24 protein-coding genes are annotated in these 23486 nt (G+C 61.5%); 9 read left to right on the top strand and 15 right to left on the bottom strand.

Features of this window, described 5'->3' with window-relative positions:
* Positions 1–70 precede the first annotated feature (70 nt).
* Entirely contained in the window at positions 71–943 is an 873-nt protein-coding gene (pdxY, locus tag BT199_RS19030) for a pyridoxal kinase PdxY (RefSeq protein WP_014720557.1), read from the bottom strand.
* A 117-nt stretch (positions 944–1060) separates the two neighbouring features.
* On the opposite strand from pdxY, the gene BT199_RS19035 reads away from it, so the two are divergent.
* A complete protein-coding gene (locus tag BT199_RS19035; RefSeq protein WP_003195752.1) occupies positions 1061–1456 on the top strand; it encodes a DUF3301 domain-containing protein in 396 nt (131 codons plus the stop codon).
* Here the strand turns inward: BT199_RS19035 and BT199_RS19040 are convergent.
* The 4 genes from BT199_RS19040 to dksA are packed head-to-tail and all read right to left on the bottom strand — an operon-like array spanning position 1450 to position 4738.
* A complete protein-coding gene (locus tag BT199_RS19040) occupies positions 1450–2412 on the bottom strand; it encodes a CobW family GTP-binding protein (RefSeq protein ID WP_060766914.1) in 963 nt (320 codons plus the stop codon). The two genes, BT199_RS19035 and BT199_RS19040, sit on opposite strands and share 7 nt — an antisense overlap.
* A 44-nt stretch (positions 2413–2456) precedes the next feature.
* Positions 2457–3101, bottom strand: a complete 645-nt coding sequence (locus BT199_RS19045; protein ID WP_072435279.1) for a DUF1826 domain-containing protein — start codon at positions 3099–3101, stop codon at positions 2457–2459.
* Positions 3101–4306, bottom strand: a complete 1206-nt coding sequence (gene zigA, locus BT199_RS19050) for a zinc metallochaperone GTPase ZigA (RefSeq protein WP_072435280.1) — start codon at positions 4304–4306, stop codon at positions 3101–3103. The genes BT199_RS19045 and zigA overlap by 1 nt, the downstream gene beginning before the upstream one ends.
* Positions 4307–4333: 27 nt before the next feature.
* Complete coding sequence (gene dksA, locus BT199_RS19055) at positions 4334–4738, bottom strand: RNA polymerase-binding protein DksA (RefSeq protein ID WP_003195761.1); 405 nt, start codon at positions 4736–4738, stop codon at positions 4334–4336.
* A gap of 126 nt (positions 4739–4864) precedes the next feature.
* Here dksA and BT199_RS19060 point away from each other — a divergent pair, with 126 nt between their 5' ends.
* Positions 4865–5233 carry a hypothetical protein gene (locus BT199_RS19060; protein ID WP_019818159.1) on the top strand — a complete coding sequence of 123 codons (369 nt, stop codon included), beginning with the start codon at positions 4865–4867 and terminating at the stop codon, positions 5231–5233.
* On the opposite strand, the gene BT199_RS19065 is transcribed toward BT199_RS19060, so the two are convergent.
* Complete coding sequence (locus BT199_RS19065; protein WP_072435281.1) at positions 5230–6441, bottom strand: N-acetylmuramoyl-L-alanine amidase; 1212 nt, start codon at positions 6439–6441, stop codon at positions 5230–5232. The two genes, BT199_RS19060 and BT199_RS19065, sit on opposite strands and share 4 nt — an antisense overlap.
* A gap of 128 nt (positions 6442–6569) precedes the next feature.
* On the opposite strand from BT199_RS19065, the gene folE2 reads away from it, so the two are divergent.
* The 6 genes from folE2 to BT199_RS19095 are packed head-to-tail and all read left to right on the top strand — an operon-like array spanning position 6570 to position 11778.
* On the top strand, positions 6570–7460 hold the full coding sequence (folE2, locus tag BT199_RS19070) for a GTP cyclohydrolase FolE2 (RefSeq protein WP_020302044.1): 891 nt from the start codon (positions 6570–6572) through the stop codon (positions 7458–7460).
* Complete coding sequence (locus BT199_RS19075) at positions 7457–8125, top strand: metal ABC transporter ATP-binding protein (RefSeq protein WP_072435282.1); 669 nt, start codon at positions 7457–7459, stop codon at positions 8123–8125. The genes folE2 and BT199_RS19075 overlap by 4 nt, the downstream gene beginning before the upstream one ends.
* Positions 8126–8992, top strand: a complete 867-nt coding sequence (locus BT199_RS19080) for a metal ABC transporter permease (protein ID WP_072435283.1) — start codon at positions 8126–8128, stop codon at positions 8990–8992.
* A 9-nt stretch (positions 8993–9001) separates the two neighbouring features.
* On the top strand, positions 9002–9880 hold the full coding sequence (locus tag BT199_RS19085; RefSeq protein WP_072435284.1) for a metal ABC transporter substrate-binding protein: 879 nt from the start codon (positions 9002–9004) through the stop codon (positions 9878–9880).
* Positions 9877–10437: a gamma carbonic anhydrase family protein gene (locus BT199_RS19090; RefSeq protein WP_072435285.1), complete on the top strand. Its 561-nt coding sequence runs from the start codon at positions 9877–9879 to the stop codon at positions 10435–10437. Before BT199_RS19085 ends, BT199_RS19090 begins: the two co-directional genes overlap by 4 nt.
* A gap of 3 nt (positions 10438–10440) precedes the next feature.
* Complete coding sequence (locus BT199_RS19095; RefSeq protein ID WP_072435286.1) at positions 10441–11778, top strand: dihydroorotase; 1338 nt, start codon at positions 10441–10443, stop codon at positions 11776–11778.
* On the opposite strand, the gene BT199_RS19100 is transcribed toward BT199_RS19095, so the two are convergent.
* On the bottom strand, positions 11775–12296 hold the full coding sequence (locus tag BT199_RS19100) for a DUF3617 domain-containing protein (protein WP_014720569.1): 522 nt from the start codon (positions 12294–12296) through the stop codon (positions 11775–11777). The genes BT199_RS19095 and BT199_RS19100 overlap by 4 nt on opposite strands.
* Positions 12297–12426: 130 nt before the next feature.
* On the opposite strand from BT199_RS19100, the gene cls reads away from it, so the two are divergent.
* Complete coding sequence (cls, locus tag BT199_RS19105) at positions 12427–13866, top strand: cardiolipin synthase (RefSeq protein WP_014720570.1); 1440 nt, start codon at positions 12427–12429, stop codon at positions 13864–13866.
* Between the two features lie 131 nt (positions 13867–13997).
* Here cls and cfaB read toward each other — a convergent pair whose 3' ends face one another.
* The 8 genes from cfaB to hflK (BT199_RS19145) all read right to left on the bottom strand — a co-directional run bounded on the left by cfaB (position 13998) and on the right by hflK (BT199_RS19145) (position 23180).
* A complete protein-coding gene (gene cfaB / locus BT199_RS19110) occupies positions 13998–15182 on the bottom strand; it encodes a C17 cyclopropane fatty acid synthase CfaB (RefSeq protein WP_014720571.1) in 1185 nt (394 codons plus the stop codon).
* Between the two features lie 87 nt (positions 15183–15269).
* A complete protein-coding gene (locus BT199_RS19115) occupies positions 15270–16058 on the bottom strand; it encodes an HvfC/BufC N-terminal domain-containing protein (protein WP_014720572.1) in 789 nt (262 codons plus the stop codon).
* Entirely contained in the window at positions 16049–16894 is an 846-nt protein-coding gene (locus BT199_RS19120) for an MNIO family bufferin maturase (protein ID WP_014720573.1), read from the bottom strand. The genes BT199_RS19115 and BT199_RS19120 overlap by 10 nt, the downstream gene beginning before the upstream one ends.
* Before the next feature lie 67 nt (positions 16895–16961).
* Positions 16962–17213, bottom strand: a complete 252-nt coding sequence (locus BT199_RS19125) for a BufA2 family periplasmic bufferin-type metallophore (RefSeq protein WP_003195792.1) — start codon at positions 17211–17213, stop codon at positions 16962–16964.
* A 116-nt stretch (positions 17214–17329) separates the two neighbouring features.
* Positions 17330–19216, bottom strand: a complete 1887-nt coding sequence (locus BT199_RS19130) for a cation-translocating P-type ATPase (protein WP_032901860.1) — start codon at positions 19214–19216, stop codon at positions 17330–17332.
* Entirely contained in the window at positions 19213–20247 is a 1035-nt protein-coding gene (gene hflK, locus BT199_RS19135) for a protease modulator HflK (protein WP_014720575.1), read from the bottom strand. Before hflK (BT199_RS19135) ends, BT199_RS19130 begins: the two co-directional genes overlap by 4 nt.
* Positions 20244–21245: a protease modulator HflC gene (gene hflC / locus BT199_RS19140; RefSeq protein ID WP_175556216.1), complete on the bottom strand. Its 1002-nt coding sequence runs from the start codon at positions 21243–21245 to the stop codon at positions 20244–20246. The genes hflK (BT199_RS19135) and hflC overlap by 4 nt, the downstream gene beginning before the upstream one ends.
* A gap of 9 nt (positions 21246–21254) precedes the next feature.
* The gene (hflK, locus tag BT199_RS19145) at positions 21255–23180 is read right to left on the bottom strand and encodes a protease modulator HflK (RefSeq protein ID WP_072435288.1); all 1926 of its coding nucleotides are present in this window, start codon (positions 23178–23180) and stop codon (positions 21255–21257) included.
* Positions 23181–23486 lie beyond the last annotated feature (306 nt).

The following is a 23486-nucleotide window of genomic DNA, read 5'->3' on the forward strand; positions in this document are numbered from 1 at the left end:
CAGTCGACATCGCTTTGACTGAGACTCCGCCATCGCGGGCAAGCCCGCTCCCACATTGGGTTTTGTGTGCTTACAGGCTGATCGGTGTGGCTTCGAAGCGCACACGAGGGTGGGCAATACGGTCCTGGGCCCGCACCAGTTCCAGTTCATAACTGGCGCAGGCCTGGGTTTCCAGCAGCACTTCATGCACGGCCGCAGCGGTGAACTCAAAAGCGGCCACCAGGCTATCCCCCAACAGTACCCGCGCCAGGAACAGCCCGGACGTCAGGTCGCCCACGCCCACTGGCTGACGCGGAAACGCCAGCAGGGGCCGACGCAAGTGCCAACTGCCGTCGGCCGTCACCAACAGCATTTCAAACCCTTCTGGCAGTTTGCCTGGGTAATCCAGGTGCTTGACCAACACAGCCTTGGGCCCGCGCGCCAGCAAGGCCTTGGCCATCGCCAGGCAATCGAACAGCGATTGCGGCTTGCGCCCGGCAAAACTGTCCAGCTCCAGTTGGTTGGGGCACAGGAAGTCCGCCATGGCGGCAGCCTCATCCAAGAGGAAATCGCTGACCTCCTGCGGCACGATGCAACCCTTTTCCGGGTGGCCCATCACCGGGTCGCACAGGTACAGCGCCTTGGGGTTGATCGCCTTGATGCGTGCCACACCGCTGAGGATGGCACGGCCCTGGTCTGCACTGCCCAGGTATCCGGACAGCACCGCATCACAGTTGCCCAGCTCGCCAATCGCGGCAATACCCTCCACCAGCGCAGGAATTTGCAGCGGCGCCAACACTTCGCCCGCCCACTGTCCATACTGTGTGTGGTTGGAAAACTGCACCGTGTTGAGCGGCCAGACATTCACCCCGACCCGCTGCATGGGGAACACGGCGGCGCTGTTTCCGGCGTGGCCGAAGACCACATGAGACTGGATCGCAAGCAGGTGAGGTGTACGTTTCATGCGGGAGATTTCCGTAAAACCGTTGAATTTCTGGCCGAGCAGTATGCGACTAAACGCAGCCTGTACGACAGACCGGCGACACAGTTAAGCTGCGCTCACTTTGTTGGAGTTCATGGAATGCTGACCCTGGGAAACATCTTCGTCTTGATGCTGCTGGCCACCGGCGCCGCCTGGGTTTGGCACAACCACGGCCTGCGTGAACGGGCGCTGGCGCGGGTCAAGCAGCATTGCGCCAAGCTCGATATCGAGCTGCTTGACGGTGCCGTGGCGCTCAAACGCATCGGTTTCGTCAAGGATGCCAATGGCCGCCGACGCCTGGCGCGCATCTATAATTTCGAGTTCACGGTGACCGGCGAAACCCGGCATGCTGGGGTCATCACCCAATTCGGCGCCCACAGCGCGCAGATCGAACTGGCGCCCTACCCGTTCGAAACCAAGGAGCCGCTGCCCAGCGCCGAGATCATCGAATTGAGCCAGTGGCGCCAGGACCACGCCAGCAAGAAACATCAGTAACGGCAGGCTGCCAGGGCGCTTTGCAATGCGGCCACGTCCTGTGGTGCGCTGAAGATCAACTCAACACGTGAATCGCGCCGCCAAGCGCTGGGTTGCCAGTGCAGTGGGCTGTCATCCACAGCGTTGGCGGACACCCAGCCGTCAACGCTGTGGATAACCAATTTGGCACGGCGCCAGTCGATACTCGATAGCCACTGATGCAGACGGCTGACATCGAATCGCTGGCTTGGGTGCCAGCGCCAGCCAATGCTCCAGCCGCCCTCCTGGCTCTGGCTCAAACAGATCGGCAGCCCAGGGTCGCTCCAGATCGCCGGCATTTGCCCCACCGCTTCAGGCACGTCGAAATTATCCACAGCTACTTGGGCCTGTGCTTTCAAACCGGGCAACCGGTCGAGTGGCAATTGCGCCTGGCATGTCCAATGGCGCGGGCAATCGGGTAATTGCGCTTCGATCGCCTGACGTTGCGTAGCAGTCAGCGTCTCGTCCTTGTTCAGCACCAGCAGGCCGGCACTGGTCAACGCCTCCTGCTGTGCCTGGGGCAACGGCCTGCCCGCCGCCAATGCCTGGGCATCGAGTACCAGCACGCAAGGCTGCACGGCCAGCACGTCTTGCCATGGCGCCTGCCGCAGTTGCTTGAGCAATTGCGCCGGATGGCCCAGGCCTGAGGGTTCAATAAACAGCCGGTCCGGCTTAGCCTTACGCAACAAGCGGCCCAGCCCTACCTGGAACGGTGCGCCGTTCACACAACACAAACAGCCGCCTGCCACCTCGCCCAGGGCGATACCGTCATCGTCTTGGGTGAGTAAGGCTGCATCCAGGCCGATCTGGCCGAACTCGTTGATCAGCACCGCCCAGCGCTCGTTGGCCGGGCGCTGGGCAAGCAGGTGCTTGATCAGGCTGGTCTTGCCGGCGCCCAAGGGCCCGGCAATCACATGGGTAGGAATGTTCTGCAGCATAAGAGGCATGGTTCAGGCCGTTTAGAGCGTTTGATCCTACGCGGTTATGCCAGCCAATCCAGCGTCAGGATCAACCGTCGCTCATCGGCCTTGAGCGCCGGCGAACGATGGATCAGGCCGTGCCCTTCATTGCCGTGCCATTTGGTGCCTTTGAGCAGCGCCACTTCACCGTAGTGGATCTGCTCGATGCGCTCAGTGGGCTCGGCATCCGCCTGGCCCAATGTGCGCCGGTCCATGACGCCTTCACGCAACCATTGGCTACCGATACCGGCGTAGGTGGTGATCAGCCGAACCGGCACGTGATCGACGTGAAAACGCGGGCACATGGCCTTGTCCAACAGCCGTAAACGCACGCCGATGCGCTTGGCGCCCAGCAGGCAGGCGAATGCACTGACCAGCCACGACACATCGGCGATAAACCCATCGTAGCCTTCAAGATCGCGACAACTGGACGCCAAACCTTGCAAGTTCGGCACGCAGTCTTCGCTAACCAACTCGACCACCAAGGACTCGGCCAACGGTTCATTGAGCGCCACCAGCAAAGCGCCAAACTCAGCGATATGCAGGGGCAGTTGGCGCTGCCAGATGGCCAGGTTGACGCCGTCATTGAGGATATCGGACAGCGCCAGCGGCGTTTCCCCATGTGTCTGGCGGATGACGGGGCGCAGGGGAATGACCGGGGCCAGCATCAGGCGACCTGCTCATACCAAGGGCCAAACGGGTCGGGTAGCTGGCGCCAACCTTCGACACCCAGGGCCATTTCTTCATCGTTGAGCAAGCAGGCGTCCAACTCGGTACGCATCTGGACAAAATCGATGTTTTGCCCGATAAACACCAGTTCCTGACGGCAGTCACCCGTGCTCAACTGCCAGTTAGTCATGATCGCCGCCACGCTTTCTTCGTCCTGAGGCCACTGGCTTTTCGGCACAAACCGCCACCAACGCCCGGCAAACCCATGACGCATCAGCCCGCCCGCCTGGGACCAACTGCCCGCATCCTGATGTTTGCTCGCCAACCAGAAGAAACCCTTGGAGCGCAACAGCTTGCCGTTGACCCAGGGGCGGTCGATAAAGTCGAAAAACCGCTGTGGATGGAAAGGCCGGCGCGCACGGTAAGCCGTGGACGCTATGCCGTATTCTTCGGTTTCCGGCACATGCTCACCGCGCAATTCCTGCAACCAGCCCGGGGCCTGGGCGGCGCGTTCGAAGTCGAAACGGCCAGTGTTGAGGATCTTGTTCAGCGGCACTTCGCCCATGACCATCGGGATGATTTCCGCCTGGGCGTTGAGGCGCTCGAGGATGGCCATCAGTTCTTCGCGCTCGCGGCTGCTGATCAGGTCGATCTTGCTGATCAGGATGACGTCGGCGAATTCGATCTGTTCGATCAACAGGTCGGTGATGGAACGTTCATCCTCCTCACCGAGGCTTTCGCCCCGTGAAGCCAGGCTTTCTGCAGCCTGGTAGTCGAGCAGGAAATTCATACCGTCGACCACAGTGACCATGGTGTCCAGGCGTGCAATGTCGGCCAGGCTTTGCTCGTTTTCATCGCGAAACGTGAAGGTTTCGGCCACGGGCAAAGGTTCGGAAATACCGGTGGATTCGATCAGCAGGTAATCGAAACGACCTTCTTTGGCGAGTTTTCCAACCTCTTCAAGCAAGTCTTCACGCAAGGTGCAGCAAATGCAGCCATTGCTCATCTCCACCAGTTTTTCTTCCGAACGATTGAGCGTGACGTCGCGCTGTACCTCGCTGCCGTCGATGTTGATTTCGCTCATGTCGTTGACGATCACCGCCACCCGCAGGTTGTCGCGGTTGCGTAGGACATAATTGAGCAACGTGCTTTTACCGGCGCCGAGAAAGCCGGACAACACGGTCACAGGGAGACGATTGGGCATCAGGTATTCCTCATCAAGGTTGGCCGGTCAAACTGCCCGTTTATGGCGTTCGCGCAGCTCTTCACGTTCTTTGGCTTCGATACACAAGGTGGCGGTGGGGCGCAGCAGCAGGCGTTGCAGGCCGATGGGTTCGCCGGTTTCACGGCACCAGCCGTATTCGCCACGGGCCAGCAATTCCAGGGCATCGTCGATCTTGTCCAACAGCTTCTTTTCGCGCTCGAGCAGGCGCAATTGCCATTGGCGTTGCTCTTCGGCACTGCCGATATCCGCCAGGTCGCTGTTGGTTTCCTGCTCGCGCAGTGCCTGGAACTCAGCATCGATACGGGCTTGCAGGTCATCACGCTGAGCCAGCAACAATTCGCGGAAGAAGCGCTGCTGGGCCTCATTCATGTAGTCGGCCGCTGGTTGGGCCAAAAGATCGTGTTCGGTCATGGGAAGGGGTTCGCGGGTCGGGCTGTACTTTTATGTTATAGTATAACAATACAAATAAGCCAATCCCTCTTGCTCGCCGCGACGAAGGGCGCAATGCTGGGTCACCTTCTTACGCTGAGAAACCCGATGAGATACCTGCTGTGCGCCCTGCTATTGGCAGCCGCCGGGCCTGCCTGCGCCCAGGCACCCAGCCTGTTGGCCAAGTGCACACGCAGCGCAAACCTGCTGGCGTGTGTAGACCCGTTGGGCAATGCCTATAGCGTGGCAACCGTCGGCAGCACCACCTACTTGCGCGGTTTCGAAGTGATCGGCAAACGCTATTGGGCGCAGACCAACAGCCGTTATGGGCAACTGACGTTTTTTACCGGGTTGGCATCGGATGGCGAGGCGTGGGTTGGCTACACGCGGCGCGTAGGCTGGACCACCATCAATCGGTTTTCCAGCTCTGGGGGCGCCAGCGCCAAGTTCACCTGCAGCCGAATGACCGGCTGTTAGGCCTGGCTGTTTTTCTGCGCCTGCACCCAGGCCATGTAGCTGTTCATGGGTGGGTTCTTCTGGAAGTAACGCTTGAGTCCTTCGAAAAGGCCATCCGCCACCGCCTGTTGATGGCGCGCCGTCACCAGCCGCTGGGCATCCCGAGGGTTGGAAATGAATCCCGTCTCCACCAGGATCGAAGGGACATCCGGTGACTTGAGCACGGCGAACCCAGCCTGCTCCACCCGTTTCTGATGCAGGCTGGTGATGTTTTGCAGGCTGCCTAATACCGAGCTGCCCAACTGCAGGCTGGAGGCGATGGTCGCGTTCATCGACATGTCGAGAATCACTCCGGCCAGCATCGGGTCCTTGTCCTTCAGATTGAGCAAGGTGGTGGCGCCCAGCAAGTCGGCGCCATTTTCGCGCTGGGCCATGAAACGCGCTGTGGCCGAGGTGGCGCCGCCTTCAGACAACGCATACACCGAGGCGCCCGACGCGGTCAGCCGTGGCGCGGCGTCGGCATGTACCGAAATAAACATATCGGCCTTGTGCTGACGGGCAATGTCCACGCGCTTGCGCAGCGGCACGAAGAAGTCGTCGTTGCGCACCAGTTTCACGTCAAAACCCTTTTCGCGTTTCAAGCGTTTAGCCAGTAACTGGGCGATGGACAGCACCACATCTTTTTCGCGCTGGCCCTTGGAGCCGATGGCGCCGGGGTCTTTGCCGCCATGGCCGGGGTCGACCACCACGATGATGTCGCGCTTGGGATGCGCCTTGTCTACCGGCGCCGCCAAGGGTGCTGGCTCAGCGGCGATTTGACGGGGCGCACGGGTCGCGTTGGTCAAGTCCAGCACCAGGCGATGGCCTTGTCCCTCCTGCGGCGGCAACACGAAACTGTTGAGCTGCATGGGCTCGACCAGGTCCAGCACGATGCGCGTGTCGCTCTGGCCGAAATGCCCGGAACGGATCGAGGTAATCCCACTGTTCTTCAACGCCAATTGGGAAAAGTCGCCGCTGAGCCCGGCGCCACTCAAGTCGATGATCAATCGGTCGGGTGAGGTTAGGGAAAAGGTCTTGTATTGCACCGGGCCGCTGAGGTCGAACACCAGGCGCAGCTTGTCGTCTGAGCGCCACAGGCGTGCATTGCGAATCTGCGTGGCGTGAGCCCCCAAAGGCAAGGCAAACAAGGGGCTGACCAGCAGCAGGTTGAGGAGCTGACGTCGGTGCATGGCATATACCGCAGATAAAGGAGCATCCCTACTCGACGTGACTGAACAAAGGCAGGTGCAGAAAATTCATCGTGGCTCGTATTGTTATACTATAACATGTCGAATTATTTCCAACGATGGACCTGCTTATGAATGCGCTGACTCTGCCGGATATCGCCGCGCAGGCTTCACGCCAAGCCTTGCCACTCGACTGGGTGGGGATGCGCGGCATCGCCTTGCCAATCCTGATTGACGGTCAACACCTGACCGCCACCGCTGATGCGGGCGTAAGCCTGGACGACGGCACGGCCCGTGGCATTCATATGTCACGCCTGTACCTGGCTCTGGAAATGCTCGATCAACAGCCGCTGACATCTGCACTGCTGCGTAATGTACTGCAGCGTTTTCTCGACACACATGAAGGTTTATCTAAGAACGCTTACCTGCGCATCCACACCCAGCTGCTGCTTAAACGCCCTGCCCTGGTCAGCCCATTAGCCGGCTGGAAAACCTACCCCGTGAGCATCGAAGCGCGCCTGGAAAACCAGATGTTCCACGTGGAACTAAAAATTGACGTTACTTATTCCTCAACTTGCCCTTGCTCCGCCGCCCTCGCCAGGCAGTTGATTCAGCAGCAATTTGTCGATGATTTCGCCAATACGCCGTTACAGCATGAAGCGGTGCTGGCCTGGCTCGGCACTGCCGACGGCATCGTCGCCACACCCCATAGCCAGCGCAGCAGCGCGCAGTTGCACGTCCAGTTGCAAGGTACTGACCTGCCGATAGTCGGCTTGATCAACGCTGCCGAAGCCGCGCTCGGCACCGCCGTACAAACCGCGGTGAAACGCGCAGACGAACAAGCCTTCGCCCTGGCCAACGGGCAGAACCTGATGTTCTGCGAAGACGCCGCTCGCCGCCTGAACCTCGCCTTGAAACGCTCGGATGCCATCAAAGCCTTCCACCTCAAAGTGATCCACGCCGAAAGCCTGCACGCGCACGATGCCGTGGCTGAAAGCCGCTGGACGAGAGACTTTGCATGATCACCTGTAACTCTTTGCGCTGGGGTGCCCCCGGGCAACCGCTCACCCCGGCACTGGATTTGACCCTGGAAAAAGGCAGCCTCACCGGCATCATCGGCGCCAATGGCACAGGCAAAAGCAGCCTGCTCAAGGTCATTGCCGGCCTGCAAAAACCGCTGGCGGGAAAGGTCATTGTGGATGTTCCACGCCGTGGCGGCCTGGCCTTCTTGCCCCAGCAGCAACACTTGGACCGCCAGTTCCCCATCAGCCTGCAAGAGCTGGTCGCTGCCGGTTTCTGGGGCATCCAACACACCGCGCAACAACGCAGCCAACGCCTGCAAGCGGTACTCGAAGACTGGTGCCTGACTGGCTTGGAACACCGACCGTTGATGGCATTGTCCGGCGGCGAATTGCAGCGCGCCCTGCTGGCACGCATGAGCCTGGCCGACGCACCCGTCCTGCTGCTCGACGAACCTCACGCAGCTCTCGACGAGGATGGCCAGGCGCTGTGCTGGAAACACATCCACGCCTGGCACAGCGAAGGCCGCACCCTGGTGATCGTCTGCCATGACCTGGCCTCCGTGCGTCACCACACCCAGCACGTACTGCAGATCAAAAACACCGGGTGCGTATTCGGCCCCAGCAAAAAGCTGATCCGCCCGCAACCGCAGATGCAGGTGGCCTGAATGCACTTCACTGCCCACTTATGGATGCCGTTTCATGAGTTCGTCTTTATGCGCCGCGCACTCCTCGGCGGTTTGGTACTGGCTTGCAGCACCGCGCCGCTAGGAGTGTTTCTGATCCTGCGGCGCATGAGCCTGATCGGTGATGCGGTGGCCCACGGCATCCTGCCCGGTGCCGCCCTGGGTTTCTGGTTCGCCGGCCTGAGCCTGCCCGCGCTGACCCTCGGTGGCCTGGGTGCAGGCCTGAGCATGGCCGGCCTGGCCGCGTGGATCACCCGCCGCACCGGGTTGCGCGAAGACGCCAGCCTCGCCGCCATCTACCCCATCTCTTTGGCCGCCGGGGTGCTGATCCTGGGCCTTGCCGGCAAGCGCCTGGACCTGCTGCACCTGCTGTTCGGCTCCGCCCTGGCCGTGGATCAAACCACCCTGACCGGCATGCTCTGGGTCTCGGGTTTCAGCCTGATCGCCATGGCGCTGATCTACAGACCGCTGTTGCTGGACACCCTCGACCCGCTGTTCCTGCAAACCGTCAGCCGCCTCGGCCCCCTCGCCCATGGCGTGTTCCTGACCCTGGTGGTGCTGAACCTGGTGATTGGTTTCCAGGCCATCGGTGCGCTGATGGTGGTCGGCTTGATGATGTTGCCGGCCATCGCCTCACGCTTCTGGAGCCGACGCCTGCCGGTGCTGATTGCGGTATCGGCGCTGCTGGGCTGCCTGTCGGTGTGGTTGGGTCTGCTGCTGTCGTTCTACTACTCACTGCCCAGCGGCCCGGCCATCGCGCTGGTGGCGGGCGCTGGGTATTTGTTGTCCGTGGTGTTCGGTCCGGTGCACGGTTTGTTGCGCCGCCCGCCTTTGCTCACATCCCAATGAGGTGTTCCGATGCGCGCTCTACTCGTGCTGTTCAGTCTGCTGCTGCCGCTTTCGATGGCCCACGCCGCCGACAAACTCCAAGTAGTCACCAGCTTCAGTATTCTCAATGACATCACCCACCAGATCGGTGGCGAGCATATCCAGATCAGCAACATGGTCGGCCCGGACGCCGACGCCCATACCTATGAACCCACGCCGGATGACGCCAAGGCATTGCTCAAGGCCAAGGTCATCATCAAGAACGGCCTGGGTTTCGAGCCGTGGCTGGACCGCCTGGTTACCAGCACCGAAACCAAGGCAACGGTGGTCACCGCCAGCAAAGGCGTGATTTCCCACACCATGGACGAGGATGGCGAAACCATTCCCGACCCGCACGCCTGGCACAACCTGGCCAATGCCGAGATTTATGTGAGCAACATCACCAAGGCCCTGGTGGCCGCCGACCCCGCCAACAAGACCGCCTACCTGCGCAACAGCCAGGCCTACCTCAAACAAATCCATAGCCTGCTGGAAGAGGCCAAGGCCAAGTTCGGCGCCCTGCCACCGGGTAACCGCCGCATCGTCACCTCCCATGACGCCTTCGGCTACCTGGGCCAGGCCTATGGCATCCAGTTCCTCGCGCCCCAGGGCTTGTCCACTGAACGTGACCCTTCGGCCGCTGAAGTTGCCGCACTGATCACCCAGATTCGCAAGGACAAGGTCAAAGCCGTGTTCATGGAAAACATCAAAGACTCGCGCCTGCTCAAGCAGATCGCTGACGAAAGCGGCGCACAGATCGGCGGCACGCTGTACTCCGACGCCCTCGCCGCAGAAGGCCCGGCCAGCACCTTTATCAGGCTGTTCGAATACAACCTCAACACCCTGTGCGCCGCACTGAGCCAGCCATGATCCGCAAAAATCCTTCCGGCGACCTGCCGGTGATTGCCGAATCGGCCTACGTCGACAAGACCGCGATCATCTGCGGCAAAGTCATCATCGGCGAGAACGTGTTCGTCGGCCCTTACGCCGTGATCCGCGCCGACGAAGTGGATGCCAGCGGCGCCATGGACCCGATCACCATCGGCGCCAACTCCAACATCCAGGACGGCGTGGTCATCCACTCCAAATCCGGCGCAGCGGTGACCATCGGTGAATTCACCTCCATCGCCCACCGTTCCATCGTCCACGGTCCCTGCACGGTGGGCGACCGCGTGTTTATTGGCTTCAACAGTGTGCTGTTCAATTGCGCCGTGGGCTATGGGTGCGTGGTGCGCCACAACTCGGTGGTCGACGGCCGCGACCTGCCCGCCGCTTTCTACGTGCCCTCCACCACGCGTATCGGCCCCAACACCGACTTGTCGCACTTCCCGCCGGTGAGTGTCAGCGCTTCGGAGTTTTCCGAAGACGTGGCACGCACCAACGTCGACTTGGTGCGCGGCTACAAAGCCCTGCAAAACGAGTTCTGAACCATGAGCCGCCTGCTGATCCGCAACGCCCGCCTGGTCAACGAGGGCCAGGTATTCGACGCCGACGTACTGATCGCCAATGGTCGTATCGAGAAGATTGCCGCCAGCATTCAAGGCGATAACGAACCGGTGGAAATCGATGCCAACGGCCAGTGGCTGCTGCCAGGGATGATCGACGACCAGGTGCACTTTCGCGAACCCGGTGCGCCGGAAAAAGGCAGCTTCTACAGCGAATCCCGCGCGGCGGTGGCCGGTGGTATCACCAGCTTCATGGACATGCCCAACACTCACCCGGCCACCTTGAACCTGGAAGCCCTGGCCGATAAAAAGCGCCGTGCCGCACTGCATTCAGTGGCCAACTACGGCTTTCATTTTGGCGTGAGCAACGACAACCTCGACACCGTCGCGGCCCTCGCTCCTCGTGAAGTGGCTGGAGTCAAAGTGTTCATGGGCGCCTCCACCGGCAATATGCTGGTGGACGACCCACGCATTCTGGAGCGCCTGTTTGCCGAGGTGCCAACCATTCTGCTCGCTCATTGCGAGCACACGCCCAGCATCCTGGCCAACGAGCAGCGCCTGCGCGAACGCTTCGGCGAGCATATTCCCGCCGTCGCCCACCCGCTGATCCGCGATGCCGAGGCCTGTTATCGCTCGTCATCGTTTGCCGTGGAATTGGCCAAACGCCATGGCACGCGCCTGCATGTGTTGCACCTGACCAGCGCTCGTGAACTGGCGTTGTTCGAAGACAAGCCCCTGGCCGACAAGCACATCACCGCCGAAGTCTGCCTGCACCACCTGCTGTTCGATGATCGCGATTACCACCGCCTCGGCCACCAGATCAAATGCAACCCGGCGATCAAGACCCGCGCCGACCGCGACGCGCTGCGCCTGGCGTTATTGAGTGATCGTCTGGATGTGATTGGCACCGACCATGCGCCGCATACCTGGGCGCAAAAACAGTTGGGCTATCGGCAAGCGCCCTCGGGCATGCCTCTGGTGCAGCATGCCCTGCCGGCGTTACTGGAGTTGGTGGCCGACGGGCATTTGCCCCTGACCACTCTGGTAGCCAAGACCAGCCACCGCGTGGCCGACCTGTTTGCCATTGCTGATCGCGGCTACGTGCGCGAGGGCTACTGGGCCGACCTGGTACTGATCAAACCGGAGCCTGCCGGCAAGCCGGTCAACAGCCAGCCTATTCTCGCCCGCTGCGGCTGGACACCCTTTGCAGAACGCAGCTTTCGCCACAGCGTGAGTACCACACTGGTCAGCGGCCACCTGGCCTGGCACAACGGCCAGGTGGTCAACAGTTGCCAGGGCTTGCCCCTGCAGTTCGGGCGTTAGGCGCGGGGTTTGACCGAACCGCAATCGTTGCCCAGCCACTGAGCGTGGCTGTCCAGGCTACCCTTCTGCTGGATCCCGGTGGCATTGAAGGTACCGTTGACGCTGGTGGTGAATTCTTTCTGGCTCTGAAACGTTGCCACCCCAGTGCCCTGGGCTTTCGGGCAACTGAAGCGGAACTTCCACTGGTTGCCGCTCTTGTCGGTGACTTCCTGTTTGCAGCCCGATTGAGGGTCGGTCAAGGGGATCGAATCGGAGGCCACCTGGGCCGGGGTCAGGCACACCTGTACGCCTTTACCGGCCATGTTGATGCCTTGCTTTTCGAGCATGGCGCGCTGTTCAGGGGTCATCTGTTGCTTGAGTTGACCGAGGATCAGCGACAAGTCCGGCAGGTCCTGGTTATCGACTTTCATATTGCTGGTGGTCAATTCCCACAAGCCCGGCGCCAGCATCTGCGCCTGTGCCGCCACAGGCAGCGACAAACCAACAACCATGGCCAAACCAAGCAGACGAGCATTCATCGGGTAACTCCTGGGTAATTGTGGGCGTTAGACGTCGCAAAGCAGCCAGTGTTGCATGGCAAATAAAATAGCGACATTCACAGCCGTTCATGGTCTGTTACGCACTGGACTGCCTGGAGTTACGTCGTTCATGGATTTCTTTGGCCCGCACCTGCTCGCCTATGTCATTGCCACGCTGCACTTTCTTGGAACGCTCGCCGCGATCCACGCAGTACTGACCGTGCGCACCGCACAAGGCTCGATTGCCTGGGCGTTGTCACTGATGTTCATGCCCTACCTGACGCTGATCCCCTACCTGATTTTTGGCCGCAGCACCTTCGACGCGTACATCCAGGCCCGTCGCCAGGCCAACCAGGAAATGCACACGGCCATCACCGAATTGAACTGGCGCCCCTGGGTGGAGGAAGCGCTCGCGGCGCGCAATTCCAGCGCCTATGCCTCCTTGCGCGCCATGCCCAAGCTGGGCCGCATGCCGTGCCTGGCCAACAACGAAGTGCGCCTGTTGATCAATGGCGATGCCACGTTCGGCGCGATCTTCGAGGCTATCCGTAACGCAAAGACCGCCGTGCTGTTCCAGTTTTTCATCATTCACGATGACGAACTGGGCCGTCAATTGCAGGCCCTGTTGAGGGAAAAAGCCGCTCAGGGCGTGGCCATTTATGTGCTGTACGACCGCATCGGCAGTCACGCCCTGCCCCATCGTTATGTGCAAGCGCTGCGTGACGCTGGCGTGCAGGTCAAGGCATTCGCCACCCGCAGTGGCTGGCTCAATCGCTTCCAGGTCAACTTCCGTAACCATCGCAAGATCGTCGTGGTGGACGGCATCACCGGTTTTGTCGGCGGGCATAACGTAGGCGATGAATACCTGGGTAAAAAACCGCCGCTGGCGCCATGGCGCGATACCCATGTGCAGGTCGCAGGCCCAGTGGTGGCATGCCTGCAGGAGTCGTTTGCCGAGGACTGGTTCTGGGCCGCACGGGAACTGCCGCCTCTGATCCTGCCGGACGCCTACCCGGAAGACGGCGTGCTCTGCCAGTTGCTTGCCAGTGGGCCAGCGGACCCTTATGAAACCTGCTCGCTGTTTTTCGTCGAGGCCATCCATGCCGCGACCAAGCGGGTGTGGATCACCAGCCCCTATTTCATCCCCGACGAGGCGGTGTTTGCCGCCCTGCGCCTGGCGGTATTGCGCGGAGTCGATGTGCGCCTGCTGCTGCCGTCACGGCCCGACCACCGCATCGTATATGCCGCATCCAGCCTGTACGCCAACGAAGCGGTGCGAGCAGGCGTGCGAGTGTTTCGCTACACACCGGGCTTTTTGCATCAGAAGGTGGTGTTGGTAGACAGCGAAATCAGCGCCATTGGCAGCGCCAACATGGACAACCGTTCGTTCCGGCTGAATTTTGAAGTGATGCTGCTGACGGTGGATGAAGCCTTCGCCAGCCAGGTTGAACAAATGTTGCTGGATGACTTTGCCCTGGCCCATGAAGTCAGCCAGGAAGAAAGCCGCGAGACCCGTCGCCTGCAACAACTGGGGATGCGCATTGCACGCCTGATCTCACCCATCCTCTAACCGCCAATACAAAACCAATGTGGGAGCTGGCTTGCCTGCGATAGCGGTGTGTCAGTCGACTCATCCGGTCCTGATACAACGCTATCGCAGGCAAGCCAGCTCCCACAGTTTTGAGCTTCAGTGCCTGGTGGTCAGCGGTAGAGATCTTCCCGCGTCCACGGCAGTTCATGCCCGCCATCAGCATGGGGTTTCACTGCCAGTATCTGGTGCAGGTTGATCCAGCCACGGGCAAATGCATAAGCGCAACCGGCCAGGTACAGCCGCCAGATGCGTAGCGCCTGCTCTGGCACCATTTTCGCCGCTGCTTCCAGGTTGTCTTCCAGGCGTTCGCTCCAATGGTCCAATGTGCGGGCGTAATGCATACGCAGGCTTTCGACATCGACCACTTCCAGCCCTGCTTCGCTGATCTCGGCGGTCATCATGGCCAGGTGCGGCAGTTCACCATTAGGGAACACGTAGCGCTCGATAAACTCGCCGGCTCCACGGCCTACGGGGCGGCCGTCGGTGTGCTTGGCGGTGATGCCATGGTTCATCACCAGGCCGCCTTCACGCACTGCGCCGAACAGGGTCCGGCAGTATTGCGCCAGGTTGGCGTGGCCGACGTGTTCGAACATGCCCACGCTCACGACTTTGTCGAAACGACCGTCCTGGGGCAGGTCGCGGTAGTCGAGTAATTGCAGGTCGACCTGGTCTTCCAGGCCTTCGGCTTTCACCCGCTCCTTGGCCAGCGCCAGTTGTTCCTTGCTCAAGGTGATGCCGAACACCTTGACCCCGAACTCACGTGCGGCATAACGCGCCAGCCCGCCCCAGCCGCAGCCCACATCGAGCAGATACTCACCCGGCTGCAGCCGCAACTTGCGGCACAGGTGGCGGAATTTGTCTTGTTGGGCCTGATCGATCGACTCGCTGCCGGTTTCGAAATAACCGCAGGAGTAGGCCATGTCCTGGTCCAGCCATAGCTGGTAGAACTCGTTGGACAGGTCGTAATGGTAGGAAATGGCCGCCGCGTCGGTGGCCTTATCGTGAATCGAGCGCACCGGACGACTCTCCTCGTCGTCATCGACCAAAGCGTGACTCAACTCGTCACATACCCTGATCACTTCGGTGATGGAGCCTTCCAGCTCCAGCTTGCCCTCGACGAAGGCTTCGCCCAGTGAGTCGAGTGTTGGATGGGTCAGCCTGGATACAACCGTGGGGTCCTTGACCACGATGGTGACACTGGGCTCAGGGCCCAAGTTGAATTCATGGCCGTCCCAGAGTCGAAGACGCAGCGGTAGCTGAAGATTCTGTAAGGCCGGTGGAAGTTGCGCGAGCATGAGTAGTCCCCCCTTGTTTCAGACGTCTGCTGTGAGGGTAGACCATGCCAAACAAAGTAGGAAGCTATCGAATGAATAGCTCCCCTTCTATGGCGCTCGGCGCTCGAGCAAACCTTCCTGGACCCACTGTTTCAGCCAAGTGGCCGCTTGCAGCGACGCCCCCTCTGAATAAGTGACCGTCAGCTCAGTACACAGTTCTGAAAAATTCCAGCCCATGGTCACCATGCCCGACAGCGCACAGGCTTCAGCGGCTTCCAGGCTGCGGTAGTGGCAGCGGTTCTGGTTGCGCCACACCAGGCAGATCTGCGCCGGTTCCAGCGCCTGGCTGCCGGGGAAATCCGACTCATCCTTGCTGGCTCGCCAGATCGCCACCGTGTTGAAACGGCAAAGCAACTGCTGCACCGAAGGCGCCAGCGCAACCTGCAAGGTGGGCCAGTCTTCAGGCGCCAGGTGCGCCATGTCATTCAAGGTCAGCGGCTCCCCTTCGGCGGCGTCAAACGCCAAGGTGAACGCCCACTCCAGACGTGCCAACTCAGCCAAAGGCGCACTGTGCGCAGCCATCAGATGCTCAACGATAAACATCGCAAAGCGCTCGCCCAACCAGCGCACGCTGTAATGGGCCGAGGGATAACGGCGGATGTAGGCCTCGGTCAGCGAGCAAAACTGCTCATCTCCCAGCCAATACCAGATGGCACCGAAATCATGGCGCAGTACCTCTTGCAGACGCGACAGGTAGGCGTTGTGGTAAATCGCCAGGCCGGTGTCCACATCCAACGTCGGCCCTCCCAGCAAGGTAGCGGCAAAGCCACTGTTGGCCGGGGGCGCTTCGGATAATAGATGCTGTTCAAACGCCAACTGCCAGTCGATCAGGCGCATAACGCTCTCCGGGCCAAGGCGCTGGCACCCAACTCACGGGCTTTGTTCAACTCGGTGAGTAATTCTTCGAAGGGTGGAAAATGGTCATCGCGTTCCAGTAACGTCGACACGGGGCCCAGATGTTCGAGAGTCTGCTGATACAGCGCCCACACCGGGTCGCACACTGGATGGTCATGGGTATCGACCACATAGTCGCCATAGTCCATATGCCCTGCCAAATGCAGCTGGCGAATGCTTTCGGGTGGCAGGTTGCGAATGAAGGTCCAGGCATCAAAACCATGGTTACGTGCGCTGACGTAGACATTGTTGACGTCCAGCAGCAACTGGCATCCGCTCAGGTGGGCCAAGGCGTTGAGGAACTCCCACTCGGTGAATTCATCCGCCTTGGAACGCACGTAGCTGGAGACATTTTCCAGTACCAGCGGTCGCTGCAACACGTCCTGCACCTGACGTACACGGCCGGCCACGTGGTAAAGGCTTTCTTCGGTGTAAGGCAGGGGTAACAAATCATGTAACTGGTGCGCGCTGCCACGGCTCCAGCACAGGTGATCGGAAATCCATGCCGGCTGAATGCGCTCTGCGAGCTGTTTGATGTGATTCAGGTAATCCATATCGAGGGCATGTGGCCCGCCGATGGACAACGACACACCGTGCATCACCAAGGGGTAACGCTCGGCTATCGCATCCAGGTAGTACAAGGCCTTGCCGCCCTGCACCAGGTAGTTCTCGGAGATCACTTCGAACCAATCCACGGCCGGCGACTGTTCAAGGATCTGGTGGTAGTACTCACTGCGTAAACCCAGGCCGTAACCCAGACTTGGAAGGGACGCGGACATGACTCACTCCAGGGCAAAGTGTCCGCAGCGGTGGCAGGCAGCCGCCGCGGTTGCACTCGTTTGCCGGTTACTCGCCGACTTTACCGCCAGCGGCGTCACAGGCCGATTTGGTCATGGCCTTGAAGCCCATCCCTTTGCACTCGCCCTGGCCCTTGCACGCGTGGTCCTTGGTTTTGCAGTCGTTCATGCCTTTGCAGGAGGTCACGCCGTAGCAGTGAACGGTGGCGTCTGCCGCTTGTACCTGGGTGGCCACACCCGCGAATAGAGAAGCAGCGGCCATTGCGAGGGCGGCACCAGCAGCAGCGGATTTAATGCTCATTGTTGTATTCCTCATGATCAGTAGTGGAGCCGATCTGAACGGATTGTTCAGTCTCGACACAGCACTAGAGTGAGGCCCCCTGTCGGCGTTACAGCCGTGAGCAAATATTTCTGAAATTATTCGTCGAGCTTCAACAGCGGCTCCTGGAAGCGCAGTAAACGCCCGGCGTTCCCCAATACCAACAAGGTGCTGAGGTTATGCAGCACCGCCGCGATCATCGCGCCCGCCGCCCCCAGCCAGCCAAATGCGGCGAACACCACGATGGCCAGTGTCCAGCCCAAGCCAATGATCACATTGACCTGCAACGTCTGCCGGCACTGGCGACTCAAGCGCACACAGGTGCCCAAGCGGCGCAAGTCGCTGCCGATCAGCACCACGTCCGCCGAGGCCAGGGCGATGTCGGCACCGCCCGCGCCCATGGCCACGCCGACCACGCCGGCCTTGAGCGCCAGGGAGTCGTTGATGCCATCGCCCACCACCATTGGCCGGAAGCCACTGCTGATTTCGCCCAGCACGCGGTTGAGCTTGTCTTCCGGCAGCGCTTGGGCTTCGACATCACTGATGCCCACGTCCAGCGCCAGGCTGTCGGCCACGCTTTGGCGGTCGCCGGTCAGCAGCAGTTGGCGGCCCAGGCCCAAGTCACGCAGCTCTTGCAGGGCCTGGCGCGCTTCGGGTTTGACGCTGTCGGCCAACAGCAGCCAGGCGAGGAACTCGCCGTTCAACGCCAGCCCGGCAATCGGGCCATCATGGGCGGGCACGGCGGTGGTGACGATGCCCAACTGTTCAAATAACTCCGGCCGCCCTAGCGCCGCTTCGCCCTGCTCGGTCTGGGCGACCACGCCCAGGCCCTGACGCTCGCGGATGTCGCTAAGCACCCGCATCTGCTCCTGGCTCGCCAACCCCGCCAACGCTCGGCTGACCGGGTGACTGCTTGCCGAACCAAGGCTGGCCGCCAGGTTCAGCAGCTTTTGGCGATCCGGCGCGGTAGTCTCGATGGACTGCAAGCGCAGGGTGCCAAAGGTCAGGGTGCCGGTCTTGTCGACCACCAGTGATGTCAGGTCGGCCAGTTCTTCGAGGAACGCCGAGCTGCGAATCAGGATGCCATGGCGCGCCGCCACGGCAATCCCGGCAATCGCCGTGGCCGGTGCCGACAGCACCAAGGCACAGGGGCACGCAGCCACTAGCACCGCGAGCATCGCCTGGGCGTCATTGGTGACAAACCAGGTGACGGCCGCCAGCAGCAACACCAGCACCATGTAGCTGCCGGCATAACGCTCCAGCAGCCGGGTGATCGGTGGCTTGGACCGCTCGGCGTTCTGCATCAGCGCAATAACTTTGCCCAACGTCGATTCATTACCGGTGCGCGTGACCTCAAGGCGCAGCAGGCCATCGAGGTTGATCGCCCCACCAAACACCTGCACGCCCACGCTGGCTTCCAACGGCACCGACTCGCCGGTGATCGGCGCCGTGTCCAGGCTCGCCTGGCCGGACAACACCACGCCATCGGCCGGCACGCGGTCACCGGCTCGCACTTCGACGATATCGCCGGTGTTCAAGGTGCCGTTATCCACTTCGGTGATGCTGCCGTCCGCCTGCACCAGGCGTGCATGGCTGCGGGTGAGTTTGCCCAGGGCATGGATCGCTTCCTGGGAGCCAATCACGCTGCGCTCTTCCAGCACATGGCCGAAGATCATGATAATCGGCAGCAACGCGGCGGTGAGCAGATCACCGGTGGCCCAGGCGCCGAGCATGGCCAGGGCGATCAATTGATCGGTGATGCCGTGCAGGCTTGGAAAGCGCAGGCTGTACCAGGCTGAACGCATCACCGGCACCGCCACCAACAGCGAAGCCACGCCCAGCAGCAGCTGGCTGACGCCGCTCTGGTCGGGCGCGAGCCAGCGCCACACCAGGCCCAGCACGAGCAAGCCCAGGGCGAGCATCGCCAAGGTCAATTGCCGGGCAGCGCTGCGCTGTTCGGCAGAGGTCAGCATGGGTGCGCTCATTGTTCGGCTCCCTGGATGATCAAGCGGGAGTCGTCTTTGGGATCGACAGTGGTCACTGAACCGGCCTGGCCGAGAATCTTCGGCAAGCGTTCACGGTACAGGCGCAACAGCAAACCGGGATCTTTGACCTGGGCCAGGCTGGCAACGGTAGCGGTCTGCGCCTGGGCATTGGCCAAGCGCTCACTGGCCTGGGCATGGGCGACTTGCACCTGGCGATCAGCTTCCTGGTTGGCGGTCTGGGTGAGTTTTTCCGCTTCAGTGCGGGCGTTGGCCACGGCTTTATCAGCCTGCTGGCTAGCGGTCAGTACCGCGTTGAATGCATTCACCGCAGGCCCAGGCAGGCTCGATTGCACATCGACGCGGGTGGCTTCGATACCGAGCCCCAAGCCGCTGGCCGCCAACTCCGCCAGGCGTTTGTTGATGCCTTGCACCAGGTCGCCGCGCAGCCGCTCACGCCGTTCGGCGGCGCCATTGTCGCTGCCGATCAGTTCCGGGCGGGCTACCAGGATGGTGTCCAGATCCCGCGCAGCGGTGAGGGCCACGGCGCTGCGTGTCACCAGTCTGTCCAGGGCAGGCAGCACGTGGTCGCCCTGCAACACAAAGGCGTAGGGCTCGGTCACCTTGTAGAACACCCGCACGTCCAGTTGAACCACCCCGGCATCACCGGTCAGCAGGTAGCCGGAACCGGCCAGGGCATCGCTTAACGGCGTGGCGAAACTGGCCACGCGATCCGCCTGCAACGCCGCGTCGGAACGCAGCAGGTTTTCCACCCGGCGTTCGATCACCCGGTCGGCCGCTGGCAGCAGGATGACTTGCTCAAAAGGTTGCGGCCAGGCCAGCAACAACCCGGCGTTCTGAATGCGATCAAGGGCGCCGAAGTGCAAGACCACGGCGCGATTCTGCGGGTCGATCTGGCGCACATTGGAAAAGGCCCAGGCCAACGCCGCCAATACGGTGACCGCGTACAGTGCCAGGAACGTCAGGCGCCCGGCCTGGATCCACGGGCTGTCCGGGCTTTCAGGCTCGCTCATGGCTGCAGGTCCTTCGGCCCATCCACCAGGGCGCGGAACGGCGCGGCGTCGGTGCGCAGGATGATCTTGGTCCCCGCCGTGACCACTGTGCCCAAGGTATCCAGCGAACGCAGCAGGTTGTACAGCTGCGGATTGCCAGCGTAGGCGCGGCCATAAATCTGCGCGGCTTCAACCCGCGACTGCGCTTCGATATCGGCGGCTTTCACGGTGGCATCGGCCTGCATGATGCGCGCATCTCGCTCGGCAGCGGAGCGGATCTGCGCCGCTTCGCGCTTACCCACGGCGGTGCGTTCGGTGGCGATGGTTTCACGCTCAGCGCGCATGCGGTCAACCGTGGCGGTGAGGGTCACCGATGGCAACGTCAAACGCTCGATACCGACCTGCGCCACGCGCACGCCGTAGGTGGTGAGTAATTGTTGGTCAATCTGCTGGCGCAACTGCGCTTCAAAATCGGCGATGCGCACTTGGCTGGCGTCGGTATTGATCAAGCTGGACAGGTCAAAACTGGCCGCCGTGGTTTCCAACGCCGAGCCGACGAAGGTACGAATCTGCCGCGCCGCCTCATCCGGCTGATTCTGCACCGCACGCATAAAACGCTGCACGTTGTCGGCATCGCCCTGCACCTGCCACGCCACATAGGCCTGCACAATAATCCGCAAGCCATCGCGGGTGCCCACATCCTGCAGGCCGCTGGAGGTGGTGCGCAGACGCAGGTCCACCGGGATCGCCGCTTCGAACGGTGCCGGCCAGCGCCAGCCCAGGCCCGGCTCCAGCAGCACGCGCGCCGGGTTGCCGAAGCGGGTGATCACCGTGGCCTCACCGGAACGCACTTGCACCAGGCTTGCCGCTGCCATGGCAAACAGCACCAGCAACACCGCCCACGCCATGCGACGCCAGGGAAAAGGCCCGGCCGCCTGCTCATCGCCGTGATGGTGATGGTGGTGGCCGTGATGGTGGTGATGACCGTGATCATGATCGTGGGAATGAGCGCTCAACAGACAGACTCCTTATTGAACGGCTTTGCGCGGCGCCGACGGGTCGGCGGGCAAGGTAAAAGAACGCAGATCGATCGTCGGCGCACTGTCGGCACCCAAACGATGATCCAGAATAAGCAGCTTGGCCTGGGCCAGGCCCTGGCTCAGTTGGCCCAGGTACTGTTCCAGCACGAAGGCTTGGCCCGCAGCGGCGTAGGCCTTTTGTTCGGCGGCAAAGCGCAGGTTCGCGGCTTGGGCGCCGGCATTCACTTCGCGGGCACTGGCCTGGGCCTGATCGCGGGCGGTACTGGCTTGAAGCAGCGCCTGGTTGGTCTGTTCGCTGGCGGCACCGCGTTCACGGGCGATCAGCGCCTGGGCGCCGATCTGCGCGGCCTGTACACCGTGATAAGCATTGGCGGCACCGGCCGGCGGATGGATCGCCTCGACTACCGTGGCGAGAATTTCCACACCGCTGTCGAGTGTTTGCAGGTCGGCTTGCACGCTGCGACCAATCTCGTCCGCGAGGCTGGTGCGCTCTTCCCCGAGTAGTTCATCCAGGGTGCGCGAGGCAAAATCGTGCACCAGGATGCGGCTGGCGGTGCTGCGGATCAGGGTCGGGATATCCGCGCTGTTGTAGGTGGCGGCAAGCGCGGCCTGATCGGTGAGGCCGATGCGGTAGACAAAGCGCACGTCCATGTTGACGATCTGGAAGCCCTGCTTGTCGCCGCTGCTGCTGGCAATAACCTGGGATTTGTCATTCACATGGCTGGCGTCCCACAGGCGGTTGGCGATCAACGGCGCCGGTCCTTCGGCGGCGGCCAGCTGCTGTGTGGCGGCGTCACTGACGCTGGTCGCCAGCTCATGCACCAAGCCGTTTTCCACGTTCAGCACGCGGCCCAACGGCCACGGCAAACCGGCATGCAGGCCGGGGCCGAACACCTCGACCGGTTTACCAAAACGCTCGTAAATCCCACGGCCTTGCAGGGGCACTTCATGCAGACCGGTCAGCGCCCAACCTACCGCCAGCACCACCAGCAACACCGGGAAAAACGCCCGGCGCATGTAGGTAAAGGCCCAGATCTGGCGCAGGTCGATGCCAAAGCGGTTGTGCAACTCATGCTGCAACGCCAGCAAGGGCTGAGGCGGCCAACGCAGCAGGCCGGCAATGAAACTCTGCGCCATCAAGCGCGGCTCAAGGCGCGGCTGAAGCGGGCTGAACAGCGACAGCACGCCCCTGAGCAGGAACTCCAACGCTACCAACGCTGGCAACAGCCCGATGAGAGTGGCCAGGCGCAACGGCCAGACCGACTCTGCACTGGCAAACAGCAGGCAGATCGCGCTGAGCACCAGGCAGATAATTGCCATCCGGCTCAACTGCGCCAACTGTGAGGCTTCCGGCCATTGGGCAGCGGTTTCCTGGGCCAGGCGGCGTTCGAATACCAGCAGGCCAAACGCCAGGGCCAATGCGAGCGCTGCGCCAATACTTGCCGACTGCCCGATGGCGGCAGCGGGCAAGCCCAGGTTCCAGAACTGCAGGATGCTGACCAGCGCCAACAGCGACCAGCCGCCCAACCACAGCACCGGCGCGCCAATCTGCGCCAACAAGCCGTTGCCGAACCGGTTGATCAGGCCCTTATGCCAGGGTGTGGTCTCGATGGATTGTTCGACCGCTTCACCGCTCGGCGCTTCCAGCACCTGGGCACGCCAATCGGCCACCCACCAGGCCGACTGCAAACCGGCCACCAGCAGCAGCAAGGCCGACGCGCAGTTGATCAATACCACCGGCCAGATCGACAGCGGGGCAAACAACGCTACGAACAGCGCCAATATCCAACCACTGAGGGCCAGGGTTGTCAGGCCGATACCGGCTTGGCGCAATCGACGGGCGTGGAACAGCCCCTGCTGAAAACGCGCGAGGCCTTCAACCGAAGCCCCGTCAGCCTCTAGATCCACTTGCATCTGCTCAACGCCCACTTGTACACAATTCGTTACGATATAACACGAAGCGTGAAATTTTTGTTCGAAACCCCCAATCCAAATGCACCGTAAATCCCTTGTTGGAGCGGGCTTGCTCGCGAATGCGGTTTGTCAGTAAAAGATATTCTGTCTGGCACACCGCATTCGCGAGCAAGCCCGCTCCCACATTCGACCGGCGCCGTGCTTAATACAGTGACTAACCCCCTATAAACACGAGCCATCACTGGTGTCGGCTGCGATTAGTCGGCACACTCCAAAACAGTTTTTCGCGGGTTCACGGACAAGGAA

The sequence above is a fragment of the Pseudomonas sp. NFR02 genome (assembly GCF_900119375.1).
Lineage (GTDB): Bacteria > Pseudomonadota > Gammaproteobacteria > Pseudomonadales > Pseudomonadaceae > Aquipseudomonas > Aquipseudomonas paracarnis.